The organism is Phenylobacterium sp. (genome assembly GCF_004299445.1).
GTDB lineage: Bacteria > Pseudomonadota > Alphaproteobacteria > Caulobacterales > Caulobacteraceae > Phenylobacterium.
Window position 1 is genome coordinate 61,841 of record NZ_SCTC01000057.1, and the last position, 20,325, is coordinate 82,165.

Consider the following 20,325-nt stretch of genomic DNA (forward strand, 5'->3'; position numbering starts at 1 on the left):
GTCCACCTCGACCGATGGACGTAGCCGCATTGTCGCGGTAGCGTCCGACGCAGCAATCGGGGCGGCGAACACCGCCTCTATTGGACGGGGCCAGAGGACGGGGCTGGGGTGCAAGGTCAGAGTCGCGATACCCGCCCTGTGAATCTTGGCGGATGCACGCTGTCTTCAAGACTGCGTCTTTGCCGACGTTTCGAGGAAGCGTCTTTCACCTTCAAGGGCGCGGCGTGACGATCCCTCAGTCTCCGCCGACCCCTGAGCACCGCGCCGCCTCGGTACGCGCCGCGCTGGCGCGAGGCGACCTGTTGGGTGCGTACGACGAAGTCGTGCGCCGTGGCAGCACCGATCACCACGGCCTGAACTATCTGGAGGTCCTGACCCTCGCGCGGTTGGGCGACACCGAGCGCGCGCTGCGTCTGTACGATGACTATGGCCTGGCCGAGGTGGACGACGTGGACTCGCTGTCGCTGAAGGCGCGGCTCCTCAAGGATCTCGCGTTCCAGGCGGACGGCGAGCCGAACCACGAAAAGCTGATGGCCGCCTGCGAGCTGTATCAGGCCGTGCACGTGCGCACCCGCTCCAGCTACCCCGCGATCAACGCGGCCAGCCTGGCCCTTATCGCGGGGCAGACCGAGCTGGCGCGCAAGCTGGCCGATGAGGTGGCGCGGGAAACCCCGCCCGAGCGGCGGCGAGGCTACTTCTCGCTGGCGACCCTGGCCGAGGCGCTGGTCGTACTGGGCGACGTGGCGGGCGCCCGGGACGCCCTGAGCCGGGCGCTCGAGGCCGAGGACGCCGATGTGGGCGCCCGATCCACCACCGTGCTGCAGCTACAACGTCTCGTGGCGGCAAAGAGCGTGGCTCCCGGGATGGAAAGTCTGCTGGAACTGGTCCAGCCGCCGCGGGTGGCGATGTTCTGCGGCAACATCTTCGTCGGCGGCGAGGAACTCGAGGCCAAGCTGGCGGCAGCGATGTCGGCTCTGATCGCTCGCGAGAACGTCGGCTTCGCCTATGGCGCGCTGGCCGCCGGCAGCGACATCGTGATCGCCGAACAGCTGATCGCGCGCGGGGCCGAGTTGCACGTCGTGCTACCCTTCGCCGAGGTCGACTTTCTGGAGCAATCGGTGGCCCCGGCGGGCGAGAGCTGGGTCGCCCGCTACCATGCCTGCAAGGCCGCCGCGACCGAAGTCACCTATGCCAGCAACATGACCTACATGGGCGGGATGGAGCAGTTCGCCTACGGGTCCAAAGTGACCATGGGCATGGCCCGACTGCGCGCCCGTCAGCTGCACGCCGAAGCGATCCAGCTGGTCATCGTCGAGGACCGCGGGGACGGTACGCTCTCGGGCTCGGACGTCACCGCCTGGCGCTCGACAGGCGGGCGCGCCGAGGTGGTGGCGGCGCCGCCCTTGACCCGACCGGTGATGCCCCCGCCGCCGCCCAAGCTGAACGTGGACCGGGGCGACTACGGCCTGATGTTCACCGACTATCCCGGCTTCTCGAAACTGGACGAGCGCGTCCTACCCATCTTCTGGGAGGAGGTAATGGTCCGGTCGGCCGGGATCCTCGAGGCCTACGGCAAGGTGATCCGCCAGGGCAACACCTGGGGCGATGCGATCTTCGCCGTCTTCGGCGATGCGCCAACGGCGGCGGCGGCGGCGCTCGACCTCTGCGAAGGCCTGGCCAAGGTGGACTGCAAGCGCCTTGGCGTGCGCGACGGCACGGCGATGCGGATCGCCCTGCACTATGGCTCGACCTACTCGGGCTACGACCCCGTGACCAAGCGGATGAACTACTACGGCAGCGAGGTCTCGAAGGCGGCGCGGATCGAGCCGGTGACGCCGTCAGGCAGCGTGTACGTGACGGAGCCGTTCGCTGCGGTGCTCGAGATGCAGAACGACCACCCGTTTGTCTGCAACTACGTCGGCAAGATCGCCCTGCCCAAGAACTACGGAACCTTCCCGCTGTATCGCCTCAGCCGCGCGGGCTAAGGGCCCGTCAGCTCTTCGCGGCCACGCGGCTTGGCGCCCGTTCTGAGATGGTCTTGCACTCCCCGGCGAGCTGGCGGGTGAAGCTGGCCTCGGCGCCCAGGGTCTCGGTGAGAATGCGGACCCCCGCTGCACAGTCGCTGCGGGCCTCGGCGAAGCGGCCTGCTTTCGCCAGGATCTTAGCCCGATTGACCAGCAGGTCGCCGTGGTTCGGGTGGATCTTGCCATAGCTGGCGTCGTAATTGCGCTTGGCGTCGGCCAGCGTGGCCAGGGCGGCGTCAGGGTCTCCGCGCGCGGATTCGATCATCGCCAGATAGACTTCCGCAATGCCGATCAGGAAGTGAGGCCCCCCGAACGCCTGGCGATAGATCGCGACCGCCTCGCGCAGCGAACGCTCGGCCTCACCCAGCTGACCCAGCCCCTGAAGGATCTGCCCCTGCATGGACAGCGTGTTCGCCAGGATCGGGTTGTCGGCGTCGAGCACCTTGCGCTGGATCCGTAGCGCCTCGGCGATCTGCTGGCGGGCCTTCGGAAGTTGCCCGGCGTTGAACGAGTTCTGGGCCAGCGCGAACCACGCCTTGCCCGACTGCAGATGGCTCGGTCCCAATTCCTTCTGGAACAGGACCAGAGACTCCTGCAGCGAGGCCTCCGCTGCGGCGAACTGACCGTCATCCGACAGCAGCAGGCCGCGATTGGAAAGGACTGACGCCATGAAGTTGGGCGGGGCGTCCTCGGCGCGTCGGGCGTAGTAGACCGCCAGATCCAGGGCCGCCAGGCCGTCCTTAACTCGCGACGCGTTCACGAGGATGCGTCCTCGGGCGAGTGACGCCTTGGCGCGCAGGAACGGCTGTGCCTCCGGATCGGGGCCTATCACCCGTTCGGCGTGTCTCACCGTCGCGAGCGACTTCTCGATCTGCCCCTGGAGACCATATGTCTGCGCCAGCACGAGCAGGGCGTCGACCCCGTCGGGCCCGGCCTTCTCGACCACCGGCATGGCCTTCTCGAGCGACGCCTGCGCCTCGCTGAGCAGGCCCAGGTTGTTGTACGCCCGCCCGAGGGTGGCCAGCAGACGCGCTTCGATGGTCGGCTGCCCGGCCAGTTCGCGTTGCGCGCGCTCGGCGCTGCGGCTGAGGATTGTCAGGGCGGTGATCGTCCGCGGATTGTCGGTGGCCGGATTCGAGAGCTCGAACGTGCCGACCAGATAGTCCGAAGCCGCCCGTGCCGCGGCCGCCTCATGTTCGGCGATCGCCCGCTGTGCGTTCGCTTCAATTCGGAGAGAGTTGGCGTAGAAGGCCAGTCCGCCGGTGACCACCATGCCCATGACCGCGCCGACGGCTACCGCCGTGGCCTGTGCGATGCGTCGTTGGGTCTCGCGCTGGACGAGGTCGTCGAGCTTGAGGCCGGTAAGGCCCGCGATCAGTTTCTGCGTGGCGAGCCGCGGCCCATCGGCCTCGCGACGATAGTCCGCCGCGATGGGCTCGGCCGGAACATCGGAGAGTTCGCCGCTCGGCCCGATCCGGAATCGCATCGCCTCGGGGAAGCACTCGCGATGGTCGCGGCCGGGAATCTCGCTGGCATGCGGCTCGCCATCGACCACCAGGGCCAGAACGCGGCCGTCGCCGTGGAACGCCTTGAACTGCTTGATCTCCTCGTTGACCCAGCGCGACCCCGCCGCGGCCGGAGAACAGATCACCAACAGGAACATCGACTGGCGAAGCGCAGCGGTCAGCTCGGCCGAGAGGTCGCCTGAGGCCGGAAGTTCCTCGCGGTCGCGGAAAATGGGACGCAGGCGCGACGGCGTGCGGCCCAACGCAGTGACTTTGCCGACCAGCTTCGAAGGAATGCGATAGGACTCGATCGCCCTATGCAGCCGTTGGGCGACCTCCTTGTCCCGATGGGAATAGCTGATGAACGCCCGGTAGGCGTACGCGGTCTCGGTACGTGCCTGGGTGTCCGTCTCAGCCGGCGTCATGCCTTAGCTGTACGACAGCGCCCCCCGACGCCGCAACGCCGCACCGAGCAGGCCGAAGCCCATAATCATCATCGCCCAGGTCGCGGGCTCGGGCACCGCGCCGCCGCCATTATTGAACTCGAACGGCGTGATCTCCCGCGGATCGAAGACGATGCCCGTGATCGGGTTTTCGCCGCCGCCGAAGCTGGACATCTGCATGCTGCCGAGCAGCCCCGTGCGCGCCTCGTCGAAGTCGGCCCCCCCGCCGCGGCCGATGGGGTCGCCGAAGCCGGAGTAGGCGACCAGGCAGGTGATCGAGGTGATGCACTCGGCCCGGGTGCGGCTGGTCACGCTGGTGCGATACTGGATCGTCTGGCTCTGACCGCTTTCGATAAGGGCGTTCAGCGGCAGGACGATGTGGGTCGAATCCCACGCGAAGGCCCAAGCGAACGGGTTGTCGTAAGCGGTGACGAAGCCGTCCAGCGCGCCGGGCTGGCTGATCCAGAAATTCCGCTGCAGGCCGTCGTAATAGTCGTACGACAGGGTCATGTAGCCGCTCAGCGAATAGAGCGTGACGTCGTTGCTGACGACGCTGAATTCGAAGTCAGAGTAGGCCAGCAGGCCGCTTTCGTCCGTAGAAACCAGGTCCTCGAAAGTCAGGCCCGACGAGGTCTGACCAAAGCCCGTGAAGATATTGTTGTCGGTGGCCGCGCCATCCCGATCCTGCAGGTAGAAGCCCATGCCCGCCGGGATGATCGTCGAGCCGAAGGTGTCGATGTCGAGCAGGTCCTCGCTGCCATTGAAGATCGTAATGTCGACGCCCGAGTACGACGTGGACTGGGCGAAGCCGCCCGAGACCGCCACGCCGCTCTCGAACGCGATCTTCTGCGAGGTGATGGTGTATAGGGCCTCGAGGCTTCCGCCTTCGCCGTTGTTGTCCCACAGATACCGGCCAGGCTTGTTCGCAGGGATCGTCAGGGTGTCCTGGGTGATCGTACCGCTGGCGAGGCCCGTGGCGTCCAAATTCAAGGATTGCGCACTCGCGCCGCCAGCGTAAAGCAGGGCAGACGCGACCGCCGTGATCATCAGGGCTCGCATTGACTTTCTCCAGCTTTCAGCAAGGCGGCGCACAACGCACGCCGGACCAACCCCATCTTATAATCGACCTTAACAGAAGCCGTTGAACCCGCGATGGCGTTCTTGCGTGAGTTGAAAAACACTCGCCTTGTTCGCGCGCCTATCCAGCATTTCTGGGTTACCGGAGCCCAGCGTTCGCTCAAAGTGGGCGCCCTTCCTGACAGGCTCGCATGCCGCGTTATGTGAATCGGCCTACCCTGGTCTGAGTTGCATCCAGAGGAACCTCGCGCGCATGCGCCCCCGCATGTCCGATCGAACCGGCGCCGCCATACGAAAGCTGCGGCTGGCGCGTGGCTGGAACCTCGCCACGCTCAGCGCCGAGAGCGGGGTGCCGATCTCGACGATCTCGCGGGTTGAACTGGGCCAGAACGCCCTGAACTACGAAAAGCTGATGCGGCTCTGCCGCGCGCTGGATGTGGACCTCGAGGGTCTGGTGACGCGCGAGGCCGAGGCTGCGCACGGCGGGTCGGGGCGCCGGGCGGTGCTGCGGGCTGGCGACGGGCCGCCGACGCGCACCGGAGGCAACACCGGTCGCAGGGCGGCCGCCGACCTGAAGGCCAAGAGCCTGTCGCCGATCATCGTGGATGTCACCGCCGCCAGTCTCGGCGCTCACGGCCCGATGACGGCCCATGACGGCGAGGCCTACGTGCTGGTTCTTGAGGGCGAGGTCGAGTTCCACTCCGAGCACTATGCGCCCCTGCGGCTCGCGGCCGGCGACGCCATCTATTTCGACGCGGCTTCCGGCTATGCCCTGCTCGCGCCCACGAGGCCGGCGCGCGCGCTCCTGGTCGCCGCCGGCGAGACCGCCTTCGGGCCCTGATTCGCCCATACCGTCGCCGGGTTGCAACGAAGACCCAGTCAACTCAAGTCCCGGTTGAGAATAGGCGCGCAACACAACAGCGTTTCCCATTCTCGCGTCCAGTTTCCCACTATTTACCAATAATCAAACCGCGCCTGGGATTGTCGGGATCGGCGGGGTCAGTCGGCTTCGCTCCAGCCCCGAAACGGCAACGGCGAACCACCCCATGCGGCGCTTCCGCTCCCCTGTAGACGACACATGCGCGGCGTCGCGCGGCGTTGCCTGCGGCTGGGCGCTCAAGAACCCCGCGTTCACCTTCCCCCGCTAAGTCTCAGAGACGATGATGGCCTTCCTCAACAACGTGAACATCTCCAAGAAGCTGACGGTCGGCTTTGCGGTCGTGGTGACTGTCGTCGCCATCATGTGCGCGGCGGTGTTCGCCAGCCTCATGAGCATCAAGAATGCCGTGACGCTCAACGACCAGACCGTGGCCGAGATGGGATTGGCCGACGACGTCCTCTACGCTCGCGTGGAACGTCAGAACGCGATCCGCGGCCTCGTGGCCAGCGGCGACCCTGAGTTCCTGAAGAAGATTGAAGAGGCAGAGAAGAAGTACGCCAGCGCGATCGAAAGCTGGGAAAAGGTGGCTCCGGAAGAAGCCGCGAAGATCGGCGCCATCAAGGCGGCGGTCGCGAAGGTGCAGGCCGAGGAAGCCGAGCTGATCGCCGCGGGCCAGGACCCGACGCGCCAGGCCGAGGCCATGATGCAACTTGGCACGAAGGGCCGCCTCAACGACTTCCGAAACGCGATCGCGACCGTGATGAAGCAGCAGGAAGCGATCCTGAAGCAGCGCGCCGCCGGGCAGGACGCCGCCCAGGCCTTCGCCATGACACTGCTGGCGGTCGGCTCGCTGCTCGCCGTCGCGCTGTCGGTGCTGATGGGCGCGGTGCTGGCCGGCGCCATCGCCAAGCCGGTGGCCGCCATGACGAACGCCATGGGCAAGCTGGCCTCGGGCGACACCAACGTCGACGTGCCCGCCGTGGGCCGTAAGGACGAAGTCGGCCGCATGGCCGCGGCCGTCCAGCACTTCAAGGACGCCGCGATCGAAAAGGCCCGCGTCGAAGCGGACGCCAATGAACACCGCCGTTCCGCTGAGGCCCTGCGCCAGCAGAGCGACGAGGAACGCGCCGCCACGGCGGCTGAGCAGGCGAGAGTGGTCGAGGGTCTCGCTCAGGGCCTCGACCGTCTGGCCGCCGGCGTGCTGACCTTCCGCCTGAACGAGGCTTTCCCGTCGCACTACGAGCAGCTCCGCGCGGACTTCAACCGCGCCATGGACACGCTGCAGACGACGATGCGCGAGGTCACGGTCAACGCGACGGCCGTGCGCTCGGGCGCCGGCGAGATCACCTCGGCCTCGGACGATTTGTCGCGCCGCACCGAGCAACAGGCCGCGAGCCTGGAAGAAACCGCCGCCGCTCTCGACCAGATCACCGCGACGGTCCGCAAGACGGCCGAGGGCGCCGCCCAATCGCGCGAAGCTGTTGGCGCCGCCAAGGGTGACGCCGAACGTTCGGGTGTCGTCGTCCGCGACGCCGTGGCCGCGATGAGCGAGATCGAAGGCTCGGCCAAGCAGATCGGGCAGATCATCGGCGTCATCGACGAGATCGCCTTCCAGACCAACCTGCTGGCGCTGAACGCCGGCGTCGAGGCGGCGCGCGCCGGCGACGCGGGCAAGGGCTTCGCGGTCGTGGCCTCGGAAGTCCGGGCCCTGGCGCAGCGGTCGGCCGAGGCCGCCAAGGAGATCAAGTCGCTGATCTCTGCCTCGTCGCAGCAGGTCGAGCGCGGCGTGGGCCTGGTCGGTGAAACGGGCAAGGTGCTGGAGCGCATCGTCTCGCAGGTCACCCAGATCAGCGGCGCGGTCGCCGAGATCGCCGCCTCCGCGCAGGAGCAGGCGACCGGCCTGCAGCAGGTGAACACCGCCATCAACCAGATGGACCAGGTGACTCAGCAGAACGCCGCCATGGTCGAGCAGGCCACCGCCGCCAGCCACGCCCTGGCCTCGGAGAGCGAGGCCCTGACCCGCCTGATCAGCCGCTTCGACACCGGCGCGGGCGTCAGCGCACCGCTCGCGGTTCCGGCTTCGGCCTCGCCTTCGGTCCGCGCGCCGAGAGCAACCGCGCAGTTCAGCGCCCCCGCCCCCTCGACCACGACCGCCATGAAGCACACCGGCCGCGGTGGCGCCGCGATCAAGTCGGTCAACGACATGGATGAAGACGCCTGGGATGAGTTCTAGACAATGACCCACACCGTGACCCTGGGCGACGCCCTCGACATGACCGCCGCCGCCCCGCTCGTCAAAGAGCTGCTGGGCGTCCGCGGACAGCCGCTCACGCTGGACGCCTCAAGCGTCCGCCGGCTCGGCGGCCAGTGCCTGCAGGTGCTGCTCTCGGCCCAGACGACCTGGGCGGCTGACGGCCAGCCCTTCGCGATCGTCGAACCCTCGCCCGAGTTTACGGAAGGCCTCGCCCTGATGGGTGCGACCGACCTGTGCCCCATCTCCCCTGTCCAGGACTGAACCCCATGAGCATGACTGTCCTCACCGTCGATGACTCCCGGACCATGCGCGAAATGCTGCGCCTGGCCCTCGCCGACGCCGGCTTCCGCGTCGTCCAGGCCGAAGACGGCCTGCACGGGCTGGAAGTCCTGCAGGCTGAAAAGCCTCAGGTCATCGTGACCGATATCAACATGCCGCGCATGGACGGCTTCGGCTTCATTGAAGAAGTCCGCGGCGACCAGCGCTATCGCGCCATCCCGATCCTGGTGCTGACGACGGAAAGCGACGCGGAAAAGAAGAACCGCGCACGCATGGCCGGCGCCACGGGCTGGATCGTGAAGCCCTTCAATCCCGACAAGCTGGTCGACGCCATCCGCCGCGTCGCCGCCTGACGACTGAACGCGACCTACCCTTCGCCCGCCCAAGACGAGTTCAAGGAAACGCCCAGTGGATCCGCTAGCCGCAATCCGGGAAACATTCTTCCAGGAATGTGAGGAACAGCTCGCCGAGCTGGAATCCGGCCTGCTCGCCATGGAAGGCGGGGATCAGGATCCCGAGACCATCAACGCGGTCTTCCGCGCGGTCCACTCGATCAAGGGCGGCGCTGGCGCCTTCCAGCTGGAAGCGCTGATCCGCTTCGCGCACGTCTTCGAGACCGCCTTGGACGAGATGCGCTCAGGTCGGGTGCCGATCACGCCCGATGTCCTGAAGACCATGCTTCGGGCCGCCGACGTGCTGGCCGATCTGGTGCGCGCGGCGCACGACGGGTCGGAAACAGAACATCCCCTCGCCTCTGGCCTTGTGGACGAACTGAAGGCCATGAGCGGCCAGGCCGCCGACGAGGACGAGGCGGAAGAGGACTGGGGCGACTTCGAATTCCAGCCGATGGCCGCGGCCGTCGACATGCCCGAGGCCCCTGCGGGTCCGGCTGGCTTCGTGGTGAAGTTCAAGCCGCGCGGCGACCTTTACGCCAAGGCCAACGAGGCGGCCCTGCTGCTGCGCGAGCTCGCGCGCCTGGGCCAGACCGTGGTGGAGCTGGACGCCCACGAGGTGCCGCCCCTGACCGAAATCGACCCCGAAGCGGCCTATCTCGCCTGGACCATCACCATCTCCGGCGACACCGACGAAATCGCGATCCGCGAAGTCTTCGAATGGGTCGATGGGGACTGCGAACTCGAGATCACGAAGCAGGGCCCGGCGGATGGCGGCTTCGACATGGCCTCGCTGCTGGCCCGCGTACAGGACGAAGCGCCCGCCGAAGACGAGGGTCCCGCCGTCGTCCCCGCCAACGCCGGCGAGGTCGATGTCGCCTCGCTGATCGCCAACCTGTCACCGGCCGCCGCGCCGGAGCCCGAACCCGCGCCCGCAATAGCCCCGCCCACCCTTTCGGTCGTGGCGAGCGCGCCCGCCCCAGCCGCTCCGGACGCCGCGCCCGAGGCGCAGGCCGCCGGCGGCCCTCGCAAGAGCGAGGCCGGCGCGACCATCCGCGTGGACCTCGACCGCGTCGATCGTCTGATCGACCTGGTCGGCGAGCTGGTCATCAACCAGGCGGTTCTGGCCCAGCGCGTGATGGAGGCGGGCCTGGCCCGCGCCAGCGCCGTCGCCATGGGCCTGGACGAACTGGAGCAGCTGACCCGGGAGATCCAGGACAGCGTGATGGCCATCCGCGCCCAGCCGGTGAAGTCGGTGTTCCAGCGAATGCCGCGACTTGTGCGCGAAGTGGCCGCCATGACCGGCAAGCCGGTCCGCCTGGTCACCGAAGGCGAAGGCACCGAGGTCGACAAGACCGTCATCGAGCGCCTGGCCGATCCGCTGACGCACATGATCCGCAACGCTATCGACCACGGACTGGAAAGCCCCGAGAAGCGCGCGGCCGCCGGCAAGCCCGCCGAAGGCGTGGTCAAGCTGGCCGCGTTCCATCGCTCGGGCCGCATCGTGATCGAGGTCTCGGACGACGGGGGCGGCATCAACCGCGAACGCGTCAAGGGCATCGCCATCGAGAAGGGCCTGGTCGCAGCAGAGGCCACCCTGTCGGACGAAGAGATCGACAATCTGATCTTCATGCCCGGCTTCTCCACGGCCGCCGAGGTGTCGGACATCTCGGGCCGCGGCGTGGGCATGGACGTTGTCCGCCGCTCGATCCAGGCGCTGGGCGGCCGGATCAACATCGTCTCCAAGCCCGGCAAGGGCTCCACCTTCACCATGAGCCTTCCGCTGACCCTCGCGGTCCTGGACGGCATGGTGGTTTCGGCCCACGGCCAGACCCTCGTCGCCCCGATCACCGCGATCGTCGAGACGCTGCAGCCCAAGGCCGAAGACGTCCACAGCCTGGGCGGCCACGCCCGGGTGATCTCGATCCGCGGCGGCTTCGTCCCTCTGATCGATGTGGGCATGGCGCTGGGTTACCGGCGCGATCCGCTCGAAGCGACCCAGGGCGTCGCGCTGCTGATCGAAGGCGAAGGCGGGTCCCGCGCGGCCCTGCTCGTCGACGCGATCCAGGGCCAGCGCCAGGTGGTCATCAAGTCTCTGGAAGCGAACTACCGGCAGGTGCCGGGCGTCGCCGCCGCCACCATCCTGGGCGACGGCCGCGTGGCCCTCATCCTCGACATCGACACCATCGTCACCGTTTCCCGCGGCGACATGCGCAAGGCATCGTGATCATGAACCAGATCCTCACCTCAAACGGCCAGGCTCAGGCTGGCGGCATGAAAGAGCTGATCTCCTTCCGGATCGGCGCGCAGGAGTTCTGCGTCGACATCATGGCCATCCGCGAGATCCGCGGTTGGACCGCCGCCACCGCGCTCCCACAATCCCCGTCCTTCGTGAAGGGCGTGATCAACCTGCGCGGCGCTGTGCTGCCCATCGTCGACCTGGCCTCGCGCCTGGGCTTCGAGAGCACCGAAGCGAGCGACCGCAACGTCATCATCGTCGCCCAGATCGGCGAACAGGTCGTGGGCCTGCTGGTCGACGCGGTGAGCGACATCCTGACGGTCACCGACGACGTGATCCAGCCCACGCCGGACGTGGCGTCCGAAACGGCGAAGTCGTTCATCCGCGGCCTGATCGCGATGGACGGCCGCATGATCAGCCTGATCGGCCTCGACCGCGTCCTGCCCGAAAACGTGGAACTCGAAGCCGCCTGACATGACCGTGTCCGCGACGACATCTACGCGCCAGGGCGCCAATATGGTCGACGGCGAGTTCGCCTTCACCGAAGCCGATTTCCGCAAGATCTCGGCGATGGTCCATGGCGACGCCGGCATTTCCCTGCCCGAGGCCAAGGCGACGCTCGTCTACTCGCGCCTGGCCAAGCGCCTGCGCGCCCTCGGCCTGACCAGCTTCAAGGACTATTGCGAGCTGGTCGCCGACGGCAACGGCGTGGACGAGCGCCAGAAGATGCTGGCGGCCCTTACGACGAACGTGACCCGGTTCTTCCGCGAGCCGCACCACTTCGATCATCTGAAGGAAAAGGTGCTTCCGCCGCTGCTCGACGCGGCGCGACGCGGCGGTAAGGTGAGGATCTGGTCCGCGGCCTGCTCCAGCGGACAGGAGCCCTTTTCGATCGCGATGACCATCCTATCGGTGATGCCCGAGGCCGTCGACAAGGACGTCAAGATCCTGGCGACCGACATCGATCCGAACATGGTCGCCGAAGGACGCAGCGGGACGTACGCGCCGCACCTGCTCGAGGGCATTCCCGACGCGTTCCGCAAACGCTGGACCTCCAGCGCCGGTGACGGCCGGGTGCGCATGAGCGACGACCTGCGCTCGATGATCACCTTCAACGAACTGAACCTGATCGGCGACTGGCCCATGAAGGGCAAGTTCGACGCCATCTTCTGCCGCAACGTCGCAATCTACTTCGAAGACGACACCCAGGCCCGCCTGTGGAGCCGCTTCGCCCCTCTCAACCAGGTGAACGGCGCCCTTTACATCGGCCATTCCGAACGGATCCAGGGCCCCGCCGTCACGGCCTATAAGCCCGACGGCGTCACCACCTATCGCCGCGTCCAGGAGGGCGCCCGATGAACACCCGTGTACTCGTTGTCGACGACTCGACCGTCATGCGCCAGCTGATCGGCGCGGCCCTTTCCGCTGACCCTGAGCTGGAGGTCGTGGGCGAGGCCGGCGATCCGCTGCAGGCGCGCGAAGCCATCAAGCTGCTGAACCCCGACGTCATCACTCTGGATGTCGAGATGCCGAACATGAACGGCATCGACTTCCTCGAGCGGATCATGCGCCTGCGGCCGATGCCGGTGGTGATGGTCTCGACCCTGACCGCCCGGGGCACCGACGCCACGCTCGCCGCTCTCGAGTTGGGGGCCGTGGACTGCATCGAGAAGCCGCGCGGCTCCGACGCCGAAGGTTTCCGGCAGATCGCCGAAAAGGTGAAGATGGCCGCCAAGGCCAGGGTCCGCCAGCGCATCAAGCGCGAAGAGCCCCACACCACCGACGACTTCACTCCGAACGACAAGATCGTGGCGATCGGATCGTCGACCGGCGGCGTCGAGGCGCTTCTCACGATGATCGAGCGGCTGCCCGCCAACTGCGCGCCGACGGTGATCACCCAACATATGCCGGCCAGCTTCACCAAGAGCTTCGCCGAGCGCCTGAACCGCGCCAGCGCGGCCACGGTCTCGGAAGCCCGCGACGGCGATCCGCTGGTCCCCGGCCGCGTCTATGTCGCGCCCGGCGGCGACTTCCACCTGGAAGTCGAGGGTACGAAGCACCTGCGGTGCAGGGTCACCCGGGGCGCCCCGGTCAGCGGCCACTGCCCCTCGGTCGACGTGCTGTTCAATTCCGTCGCGAAGTGCGCGAAGGACCGAAGCGTCGGCGTCATCCTGACCGGCATGGGTCGGGACGGCGCCAACGGCCTGCTCGCGATCCGCCAGGCCGGCGGTCGCACCCTCGGGCAGGACGAAGCCACCTGCGTTGTCTACGGCATGCCCCGCGCCGCCCACGAATTGGGCGCGGTGGAACGCCAACTCCCCCTGGAGCGGCTGGGCCCGGCCGTTCGAAACCTGACCAACAAGGAAATGGAACGCTGAGATGCCGGCGAGCTCTTCCCTCACCTGTCTAATCGTCGACGACCAGCAAACCATGCGTTCGCTGGTTCGCACAGGCCTGCAACAGCTCGGCTTCCGGACCATTTATGAGGCTCCGGATGGCGAGGAAGGCCTGCGCCAGATGCTGGCGCGGCCGATTCACCTCGTCATCTCCGACTACAATATGCCCAAGCTGGACGGCCTGGGGCTGCTGCGAGCCATTCGCTCGCATCCGCCGATCCAGAAGACGGCGTTCATCATGCTCACCGGCCGAGCCGACAAGGAGCTGGTGCAGCGGGCGGTGCAGTTCGGGGTCAACAACTACCTCGTGAAGCCGTTCACCGTGGGCACCCTCAAGGAAAAGATCGAAGCGATCTTCGGCGTCCTCGCGTGAGCTTCACTTCGCACGCCCAAGACCCCGCACACGACGCGGAGCTGCGCAAGATCCACGTGATCCAGGGGCAGTTCCATGTCGCAGACGGCGACGATGTGGTCCTGACCACGATCCTCGGGTCGTGCGTGGCTGCGTGCATCCGCGACACGGCGCTGGGGATCGGAGGGATGAACCACTTCCTCCTGCCCGGCTCCACGGGCGACGAAGGCTTGCGTTACGGCGTGCAGTCCATGGAACTCCTGCTCAACGCGCTGCTGCGCAAGGGCGCGCGGCGGGAACGGATGGAAGTCAAGCTGTTCGGCGGGGCTCACCTGTTCGATGGCCTGTCGGATGTGGGCGCTCAAAATTCGGCGTTCGCCGAGCAGTTCGTGCGTGACGAAGGACTCAACTACCTGGGCGGCTCGCTGCGCGGTGATCGCGCGCGCCGGATCCAGTACTGGCCGGTCAGCGGCCGCGCCCGCCAAATTCTACTCGCCCCCACGGAGTCCAAGGTCTTCGCGACCGAGCGTCGCCAGCCCATCGCGAAGGTGGAAGACACCGGCGCTCTGGAGCTCTTCTGATGAGCGGGCGAGCCGCCCTGCCCTGCCTGCGCGAGTCCCTGGACCTCGTAGCCCAGGAGGCCAGCGATCTGGTGAACTTGGGCGACCAGATCCAGGGCGTGATCTCGCGGCTCGTCAGCGCGGCGCTGCCCAGCGATCCCAGCCTGCTGATCGACGCTCAGGCGGCCGATCTGCTCAGTCAACGCCTGTCGGGCCTCGCGAATTTCGTGGGCGCCCTGGCCGAAGCCGCGCCGGCCGGCCTCGCAGCGGACATCGAGGCTGCGATCCGCACCCTGACCCTCGCCGAACAGGCGCGTCGCCTGTCGGGCCCCACCATGAGCCCCGCCCCGGAGACGGGCGAGATGATGACCTTCTGGGACTAACGTCTTGAGCCTGCCCTATACCAAAACAGAACGGGTCAACCTCTCGACCGCAGAGGTGATGCTGGCCTGCGGCGATCCTGAGGGGCTCAATATTCTGGCCGAGATGTTCGCGGGCTTCGGCGTGCACACACCACGCCGCTGTCTGACCGGCGCAGAGGCCCGCACGTCGATCAATGAGCGGATCCTGAACCTGATCGTGGTCGACAGCGCTCTGCAGGACCAGACCGGCTATGACTTCATCCATTGGCTGCGCCGCTGCGACGTCGCGCCAAACTGCTACGCGCCGGTGATCCTGCTCACCGGTCACACCAAGCCGTCGCAGATCTTCAAGGGTCGCGACGCCGGCGCCAGCTTCGTGGTGCGCAAGCCGGTCGCGCCGATGGTGATGATGCAGCGGATTCTATGGCTGCTGAACGACCAACGCAAATTCGTAACCTCGCCCGGCTACTGTGGTCCGGATCGCCGCGTGAAGGCGCTGGGTCCGCCCGTCGGCATGAAGGGTCGCCGACATGACGACCTGTCAGCAGAAGTCGGGGCCGCCTCCACGCCAAACCTCGGACAGGACGAAATCGACGCCCTGTTCAAGCCGAAAGCCGTCATTTGATGTCCACCGCCCGCATCTTCACCGTCGAGAACCAGCTGGCCAAGCTCGCCGACAGGCCCGGCGGCAAGACCGTGGCAGAGCACGTCCGGGCCGCCGAGATTCGCGTCCAGGGCGTTCGCGACGTCACGCTGGCGTCTCTCGTGGAGAAGGCAGAGGCTATGGCGGCGGCCGTCAGCGCGGGCAAGAACGGCAGCGACCCCAAGGCCTTCGACACCATCTACGACATTTCCAACGCGATCTTTGGCCTGGCGGGCACCTTCGGCCTGAAGGGGCTGGCCGAGGCCGCGTTCAGCCTGTGCGACCTGGCCGACAGCTTCCGCGGCGGCGAGTCGGTGAACTGGCCTTCGATTGATGTGCACGTGGACGGCATCCGCCTTCTCGCCAGCCTGGGCGACAAGGCCGAAGCCGCCGGCGCCGATACGATCCTGGAAGGCCTGCGCCGCGTTCGCGCCCGGGTGCTTCCGAACGGCTGACGCCCCGCCGGCGACGCCTAGCGTCCCGAAGACAGGGGCGGGCGCCTATTGCGGGCGTTGCGTTTCAGCGTCCCACGGCTCTTCGAGATCGGGCAACGCATCGGCCGCGGCCTGGAGAGCCTCCTCCAACACCCCCATCAGAGCCATCTGAGCCGGCAGCAGCTGAAGCCGCGACCGTGCGTCCTCAAGCACCTCGACCGTGCGGATCGCCGAGAACTCGTGGGCCCGCTCCAGCTCTTCATCCAGCGCCAGTTCCGTCGCCGCGCAATGAGCCGTCGACAGGGTCGCCACGGCGTGCAGCGCAGCCCGGCTCAGCGCCAGAGCAGCTTCGATGTCGGCGCTCATGGCGCAAACGGCGCGACGAAGGTCGTCATTCGTCGAGAGCATGGGGTGCGACACGGGTGGTCCTCTTGGTCTTGCCCTCAGCGTTACGGCGCGACCGTTAACGCGTGGATACCACTGGACGTCGCCACCGTTGGTGGTGTTGCGGCGGGTTGTCGCACCGGTGCAAAAGTCAAGGGGTGAGATTCAGATTGAGGACCCGGCCGGAGCGGGGGGTGGCGCTCCAGCCGGGTCAACGTCGCATCCCGGCGATGGTGGCGCCGGGCGCGCCGAACTCGTACGCACAAGCAAACATGAGTTTGTTGCCTGGTCGTTAAGATCACCCCGATGATCCACTCAGGCGATTTCTAACGGCGTGCGCCAGATCGTCGCACTAGCGCCACAAAATCTACGGCGCCCGTGATGTTCGCCAGACAAGGCACGCGTTAATCCACACACATCCGCCGAGATGCGAAATCTCGGCGGTTTTCTACACCTGAAACCTCTCCAGATTCCCACAATTAACCGCAGATTAGGCCGCCCCACCCTATTTCTCATTTTGAGTAACTCGGTGAGGCATCAGGCGATGCGTGTCCCCTCTGGCGTCTGCGAAGTGACGGTTCGATGACCGCCAGCCTCGCTGTGCGTCCAACAAGGGACGAGCGCGGAAGCTTCCAGGTTGTGCTGCGTCGGCGCGTGCGCGCGCACCGAACCCGGGTGGTCGAAGCCGGGTTGGTCGGCGTGTTGGCCTGGCTCGCCACTCAGAATAACTGGCTGGGCGTCTGGTACGCCGCCACCCTGGCCGCCGGGCTGATTGAGACGATCATCAGCCGCCGCGCCCTCGCCGCGCCGGATCCCTGGACCCACAGACGCTCAGCGTTCCTCGCACAGTGCGCAAGCGCCCTGATCTTCTCGAGTCTCGCCGCCGTTATCATCATGACCCCGACAGCGACCACACTGTCCGGGGCATGCTTCCTGTTGTGTGCGGTGTCGCTGGCGAATGCGCTCAAGTCGTCGGGTTCACGGCTGGCGATGTGGGCCCTCGTGCCGCCGCCGGCGATGGGCCTGATCGCCGCGCCGCTGTGGGTCGGGTTTGCGGGCGGGGCCGACGTGCCGCTGGGCGATACGCTGCTGATGGCGCTGGGCGGGGTGGGCTACACGATCTTCATTGTCCGCGCGACGATCACACTGGCCGCCGAGCGCAACGCCATGCGCGCGGCGATGCGCGAAGCCGAGGCTGACAAGCTACGTTGGCGCCAGGTGTTCCACCACAGCCCCATGGCGCGGGTGTGCTTCAACGCCGAGAATCTCTACGCCAGCCTTACGGCGGCGGCGCGTGGACGGACGAGACTCGGCGACGTGCTGCTGGAGCTCTACCCCAGCCGGGCGTCGGTTTTCGACGCCGTCCAGATGGTCGAAGCCAACGCCGAGGCGCGGAGCCTCTTCGCGCGCTTCGGCGGCGCTGGCGGATTCGGGGAGGACTTCCTGCCCGCCTTCGCAGAGGCGATGAACGCCATCGACGCCGACGGCGCCATGCCGCCCTTCGAGACCACCATGGTGCTGGGTGATGGTTCGACTCGCACCATCCGTGTTCACTACCGCGCCACAGCGAACGCGAACGGCGCACCGTGGAGCATGTGCCTGGCGGCCTATGACGACGTGACCGAGGCCCGGCGCGCGGTCCAGGTCCAGGAGGAGGCCCGTCTGGCCGCCGAGGCCGCCAATCGCACGAAGAGCGACTTCCTGGCCCGGATGAGCCACGAGATCCGCACGCCCTTGAACGGCGTGCTGGGCATGGCGCAGGCGATGGACCTCGAGCACCTGGAGCCGCGCCAACGTGAGCGCCTGAAGGTGATCCGAAACAGTGGCGGCGCCCTGCTGGAATTGCTGGACGACCTGCTGGACATCGCGCGCATCGACGCCGGGCGACTGACGCTTCGAATGGGCGAGTTCGACCTGCAGGCCGTGGTCCGCAGCGCCCATGACGCCTTCGCCGCTCAGGCGGCCGCAAAGGGCCTGTCGTTCCCGCTGGTATTGGACCCGGGCCTAGAAGGCCTGTGGCGCGGCGACGCCGGCCGCCTGCGCCAGATCCTCACCAACCTGATCTCGAACGGCGTCAAGTTCACCGAGTCCGGCGAAGTTTCGGTGCAGGTCGCGCTGACCGCCACCGGGGTGCGCATCGAGGTGGCCGACACCGGCATCGGCATCCCCCCCGACCGCATCGGCCGCCTGTTCGAGAAGTTCGTCCAGGCCGATGAGTCTTCCACCCGCCCCTACGGCGGCACTGGCCTTGGACTGGCCATCTGCCAGGAGCTGTGCCGGGCGATGGACGGGGCGATCTCCGCCAGCAGCGCGCCGGGCGTGGGCAGCACCTTTGCGCTGGAGCTGCCGCTGGGCCGGGTCGACGATGGCGCGTCCGAGGATCGTCCCGCCCCGCTCACGGGCGCCCTCGCGTCGAGTGGCTTGCGCGTTCTGGCCGCCGAGGACAACGACGTGAACCGGATCGTTCTGAAAACGCTGCTGAGCCAGTTGGGGATCGAGGCGACCCTCGTCGAGAACGGCGCCGAAGCCGTACGCGCGTGGGAGTCGGCGCATTGGGACATGATCCTTATGGACGTCCAGATGCCGGTCATGGACGGCCCCACCGCCACCATGACCATCCGCGCCCGCGAGACTTTGATGAGCCGCCCGCGTACCCCGATCCTCGCGGTCACCGCCAACACCATGCCGCACCAGGTGGCGAGCTATCGGGCTGCGGGAATGGACGACGTCGTGGCCAAGCCGCTGAACGTGCGCGACCTGCTGGGCGCATTGATCGGCGCCGCATCAATGGAAGAGGCGATACCCGAGCGTATCGCCTCCTGAACGCAGGACTGCTCGGCCCCTTCGCCTCAAGCTAGAGCAGGTCGCCGCCGCAGGCTCCTGCCGTGGTGCCCGTCGCCTGGAAGGCCTTGATCACATTGCGGCCCACCGTCCAGCGGTGCACCTCGTCGGGCCCGTCGACCAGGCGCTGCGAGCGGATGTGCGTGTACCAGGCGGCCAGCGGCGTATCGCGGCTGTAGCCCAGGGCGCCGTGCAGCTGGATCGCGGTGTCGACCACGTGGTGGACCATGTGGGCCAGGTAGACCTTCGCGATCGAGTTCTCCTGCCGCATGTCCATGCCCTTTTCCGCCTTGTAGGCGATGTGAAGCAGCATGAGGCGGCTGATGTAGAGCTGGCTTGCGCACTCGGCCATCATGAACTGGACGGCCTGGCGCTTGTGCAGCGCCGAACCGAAAGTCTCGCGGTTGGTGATGTGCGCCGCGGCCAGGTCCAGCGCGCGCTGGGCCATGGCGATGTTGTGCATGCCGTGGCGCAGGCGGCCGTAGGCCAGGCGGTGCTGGCCCATGTCGAAGCCGCGGCCCACGCCGCCGACGATGTTCTCGGCCGGAACCACCAGGTCCTTGATCTCGATCTCGGAGTGGCCGCCGCCCATGATGTGGCTGAGCGGACCCTCGGCGGCCATGGTCGGGATGTCGCGCTTGATCTTGTAGCCCGGGTTCGGCAGCTCGACGATGAACGTCGAGAACTGCTGATGGCGCGGGCCCTCGGTGTCGGTGCGGGCCATGACCAGGGCCAGATCCGCAGCGCTGGCGGCCGAGGAGAACCACTTCTCGCCGTTCAGGACGTAGTTCTCGTTGCCGTCCTTGACCGCGGTCGTGCGCATGCCGGTGGCGTCGGCGCCCGCGGCCTTCTCGGTCATCGAATAGCAGACGCGCTTCTCGCCGTTCAGCAGGGGCTTGAGGAACTTCTCCTTCTGATACTCCGTGCCGTGGGCGATGAGCGTCAGGATCGTGGCGTCGTCAGGCCCCTGCGAGTTCATCGACAGTGCGCCGATGTAGCTCTCGCCCAACTCCATCTGGACCAGCGCGTTGGCGAGCGGGCCCAGGCCCATGCCGCCGTACTCCTTGGGCACAAAGGGCATCCAGAGGCCCTGGGCGCGCGCCTTGGTGCGCAGCTCGTCGATGACCTTCTTGTAGCTCTCCTTGTCGGTGATCCGCTCCTGCGCGGGAATGCACTCGTCATGGACCCACTGGCGGACGCGCTCGCGGATGGCCTTGGCCTCGGCGGGAATCTCGAAGTCGATGGACATGGCGGCGCGTC

The 20,325-nt window shown here is 67.2% G+C and carries 19 protein-coding genes; 15 read left to right on the plus strand and 4 right to left on the minus strand.

Annotated features, from left to right (window positions below; genetic code table 11):
- Window positions 1–224: 224 nt before the first annotated feature.
- Complete coding sequence (locus tag EPN98_RS15985) at window positions 225–1,985, plus strand: adenylate/guanylate cyclase domain-containing protein (protein WP_293363906.1); 1,761 nt, start codon at window positions 225–227, stop codon at window positions 1,983–1,985.
- A gap of 7 nt (window positions 1,986–1,992) precedes the next feature.
- On the opposite strand, the gene EPN98_RS15990 is transcribed toward EPN98_RS15985, so the two are convergent.
- Window positions 1,993–3,954, minus strand: a complete 1,962-nt coding sequence (locus EPN98_RS15990; RefSeq protein WP_293363907.1) for a toll/interleukin-1 receptor domain-containing protein — start codon at window positions 3,952–3,954, stop codon at window positions 1,993–1,995.
- A 3-nt stretch (window positions 3,955–3,957) separates the two neighbouring features.
- Entirely contained in the window at window positions 3,958–5,031 is a 1,074-nt protein-coding gene (locus EPN98_RS15995; protein WP_293363908.1) for a PEPxxWA-CTERM sorting domain-containing protein, read from the minus strand.
- Window positions 5,032–5,314: 283 nt separating this feature from the next.
- On the opposite strand from EPN98_RS15995, the gene EPN98_RS16000 reads away from it, so the two are divergent.
- The 13 genes from EPN98_RS16000 (at window position 5,315) to EPN98_RS16060 (ending at window position 15,861) form a co-directional block, all read left to right on the plus strand.
- Window positions 5,315–5,890: an XRE family transcriptional regulator gene (locus EPN98_RS16000; protein ID WP_293363909.1), complete on the plus strand. Its 576-nt coding sequence runs from the start codon at window positions 5,315–5,317 to the stop codon at window positions 5,888–5,890.
- A 322-nt stretch (window positions 5,891–6,212) separates the two neighbouring features.
- Window positions 6,213–8,162 (plus strand): methyl-accepting chemotaxis protein, encoded by a 1,950-nt coding sequence (locus EPN98_RS16005; protein ID WP_293363910.1) that lies wholly within the window; start codon window positions 6,213–6,215, stop codon window positions 8,160–8,162.
- 3 nt (window positions 8,163–8,165) lie between these two features.
- Window positions 8,166–8,444 carry an STAS domain-containing protein gene (locus tag EPN98_RS16010; RefSeq protein ID WP_293363911.1) on the plus strand — a complete coding sequence of 93 codons (279 nt, stop codon included), beginning with the start codon at window positions 8,166–8,168 and terminating at the stop codon, window positions 8,442–8,444.
- Between the two features lie 5 nt (window positions 8,445–8,449).
- Window positions 8,450–8,815 carry a response regulator gene (locus tag EPN98_RS16015; protein ID WP_293363912.1) on the plus strand — a complete coding sequence of 122 codons (366 nt, stop codon included), beginning with the start codon at window positions 8,450–8,452 and terminating at the stop codon, window positions 8,813–8,815.
- Window positions 8,816–8,870: 55 nt separating this feature from the next.
- Window positions 8,871–11,081, plus strand: coding sequence for a chemotaxis protein CheA (locus EPN98_RS16020; protein ID WP_293363913.1), 2,211 nt, complete (start codon window positions 8,871–8,873; stop codon window positions 11,079–11,081).
- Window positions 11,082–11,128: 47 nt separating this feature from the next.
- A complete protein-coding gene (locus tag EPN98_RS16025; RefSeq protein ID WP_293363953.1) occupies window positions 11,129–11,566 on the plus strand; it encodes a chemotaxis protein CheW in 438 nt (145 codons plus the stop codon).
- 1 nt (window position 11,567) lies between these two features.
- Window positions 11,568–12,452, plus strand: a complete 885-nt coding sequence (locus EPN98_RS16030; protein WP_293363914.1) for a protein-glutamate O-methyltransferase CheR — start codon at window positions 11,568–11,570, stop codon at window positions 12,450–12,452.
- Window positions 12,449–13,471, plus strand: a complete 1,023-nt coding sequence (locus EPN98_RS16035; RefSeq protein WP_293363915.1) for a chemotaxis response regulator protein-glutamate methylesterase — start codon at window positions 12,449–12,451, stop codon at window positions 13,469–13,471. The genes EPN98_RS16030 and EPN98_RS16035 overlap by 4 nt, the downstream gene beginning before the upstream one ends.
- 1 nt (window position 13,472) lies before the next feature.
- The gene (locus tag EPN98_RS16040) at window positions 13,473–13,862 is read left to right on the plus strand and encodes a response regulator (RefSeq protein ID WP_293363916.1); all 390 of its coding nucleotides are present in this window, start codon (window positions 13,473–13,475) and stop codon (window positions 13,860–13,862) included.
- Entirely contained in the window at window positions 13,859–14,422 is a 564-nt protein-coding gene (locus EPN98_RS16045) for a chemotaxis protein CheD (protein WP_366558485.1), read from the plus strand. Before EPN98_RS16040 ends, EPN98_RS16045 begins: the two co-directional genes overlap by 4 nt.
- A complete protein-coding gene (locus tag EPN98_RS16050; RefSeq protein ID WP_293363917.1) occupies window positions 14,422–14,784 on the plus strand; it encodes a hypothetical protein in 363 nt (120 codons plus the stop codon). Before EPN98_RS16045 ends, EPN98_RS16050 begins: the two co-directional genes overlap by 1 nt.
- A 4-nt stretch (window positions 14,785–14,788) precedes the next feature.
- The gene (locus EPN98_RS16055; RefSeq protein WP_293363918.1) at window positions 14,789–15,388 is read left to right on the plus strand and encodes a response regulator; all 600 of its coding nucleotides are present in this window, start codon (window positions 14,789–14,791) and stop codon (window positions 15,386–15,388) included.
- Entirely contained in the window at window positions 15,388–15,861 is a 474-nt protein-coding gene (locus tag EPN98_RS16060; RefSeq protein ID WP_293363919.1) for a hypothetical protein, read from the plus strand. Before EPN98_RS16055 ends, EPN98_RS16060 begins: the two co-directional genes overlap by 1 nt.
- Before the next feature lie 45 nt (window positions 15,862–15,906).
- Here EPN98_RS16060 and EPN98_RS16065 read toward each other — a convergent pair whose 3' ends face one another.
- Window positions 15,907–16,260 carry a hypothetical protein gene (locus tag EPN98_RS16065; RefSeq protein WP_293363920.1) on the minus strand — a complete coding sequence of 118 codons (354 nt, stop codon included), beginning with the start codon at window positions 16,258–16,260 and terminating at the stop codon, window positions 15,907–15,909.
- A 618-nt stretch (window positions 16,261–16,878) separates the two neighbouring features.
- On the opposite strand from EPN98_RS16065, the gene EPN98_RS16070 reads away from it, so the two are divergent.
- Window positions 16,879–19,047, plus strand: a complete 2,169-nt coding sequence (locus EPN98_RS16070; RefSeq protein WP_293363921.1) for an ATP-binding protein — start codon at window positions 16,879–16,881, stop codon at window positions 19,045–19,047.
- A gap of 31 nt (window positions 19,048–19,078) precedes the next feature.
- Here EPN98_RS16070 and EPN98_RS16075 read toward each other — a convergent pair whose 3' ends face one another.
- Window positions 19,079–20,314, minus strand: coding sequence for an acyl-CoA dehydrogenase family protein (locus tag EPN98_RS16075; protein ID WP_293363922.1), 1,236 nt, complete (start codon window positions 20,312–20,314; stop codon window positions 19,079–19,081).
- Window positions 20,315–20,325 lie beyond the last annotated feature (11 nt).

Coding starts and splice junctions, on each gene's coding strand:
- EPN98_RS16030 (WP_293363914.1), top strand. CDS start 11,568: ATGACCGTGTCCGCGACGACATCTACGCGCCAGGGCGCCAATATGGTC.
- EPN98_RS16075 (WP_293363922.1), bottom strand. CDS start 20,314: ATGTCCATCGACTTCGAGATTCCCGCCGAGGCCAAGGCCATCCGCGAG.
- EPN98_RS16005 (WP_293363910.1), top strand. CDS start 6,213: ATGGCCTTCCTCAACAACGTGAACATCTCCAAGAAGCTGACGGTCGGC.
- EPN98_RS15990 (WP_293363907.1), bottom strand. CDS start 3,954: ATGACGCCGGCTGAGACGGACACCCAGGCACGTACCGAGACCGCGTAC.
- EPN98_RS16010 (WP_293363911.1), top strand. CDS start 8,166: ATGACCCACACCGTGACCCTGGGCGACGCCCTCGACATGACCGCCGCC.
- EPN98_RS16040 (WP_293363916.1), top strand. CDS start 13,473: ATGCCGGCGAGCTCTTCCCTCACCTGTCTAATCGTCGACGACCAGCAA.
- EPN98_RS16050 (WP_293363917.1), top strand. CDS start 14,422: ATGAGCGGGCGAGCCGCCCTGCCCTGCCTGCGCGAGTCCCTGGACCTC.
- EPN98_RS16015 (WP_293363912.1), top strand. CDS start 8,450: ATGAGCATGACTGTCCTCACCGTCGATGACTCCCGGACCATGCGCGAA.
- EPN98_RS16035 (WP_293363915.1), top strand. CDS start 12,449: ATGAACACCCGTGTACTCGTTGTCGACGACTCGACCGTCATGCGCCAG.
- EPN98_RS16025 (WP_293363953.1), top strand. CDS start 11,129: ATGAAAGAGCTGATCTCCTTCCGGATCGGCGCGCAGGAGTTCTGCGTC.
- EPN98_RS16000 (WP_293363909.1), top strand. CDS start 5,315: ATGTCCGATCGAACCGGCGCCGCCATACGAAAGCTGCGGCTGGCGCGT.
- EPN98_RS16060 (WP_293363919.1), top strand. CDS start 15,388: ATGTCCACCGCCCGCATCTTCACCGTCGAGAACCAGCTGGCCAAGCTC.
- EPN98_RS15995 (WP_293363908.1), bottom strand. CDS start 5,031: ATGCGAGCCCTGATGATCACGGCGGTCGCGTCTGCCCTGCTTTACGCT.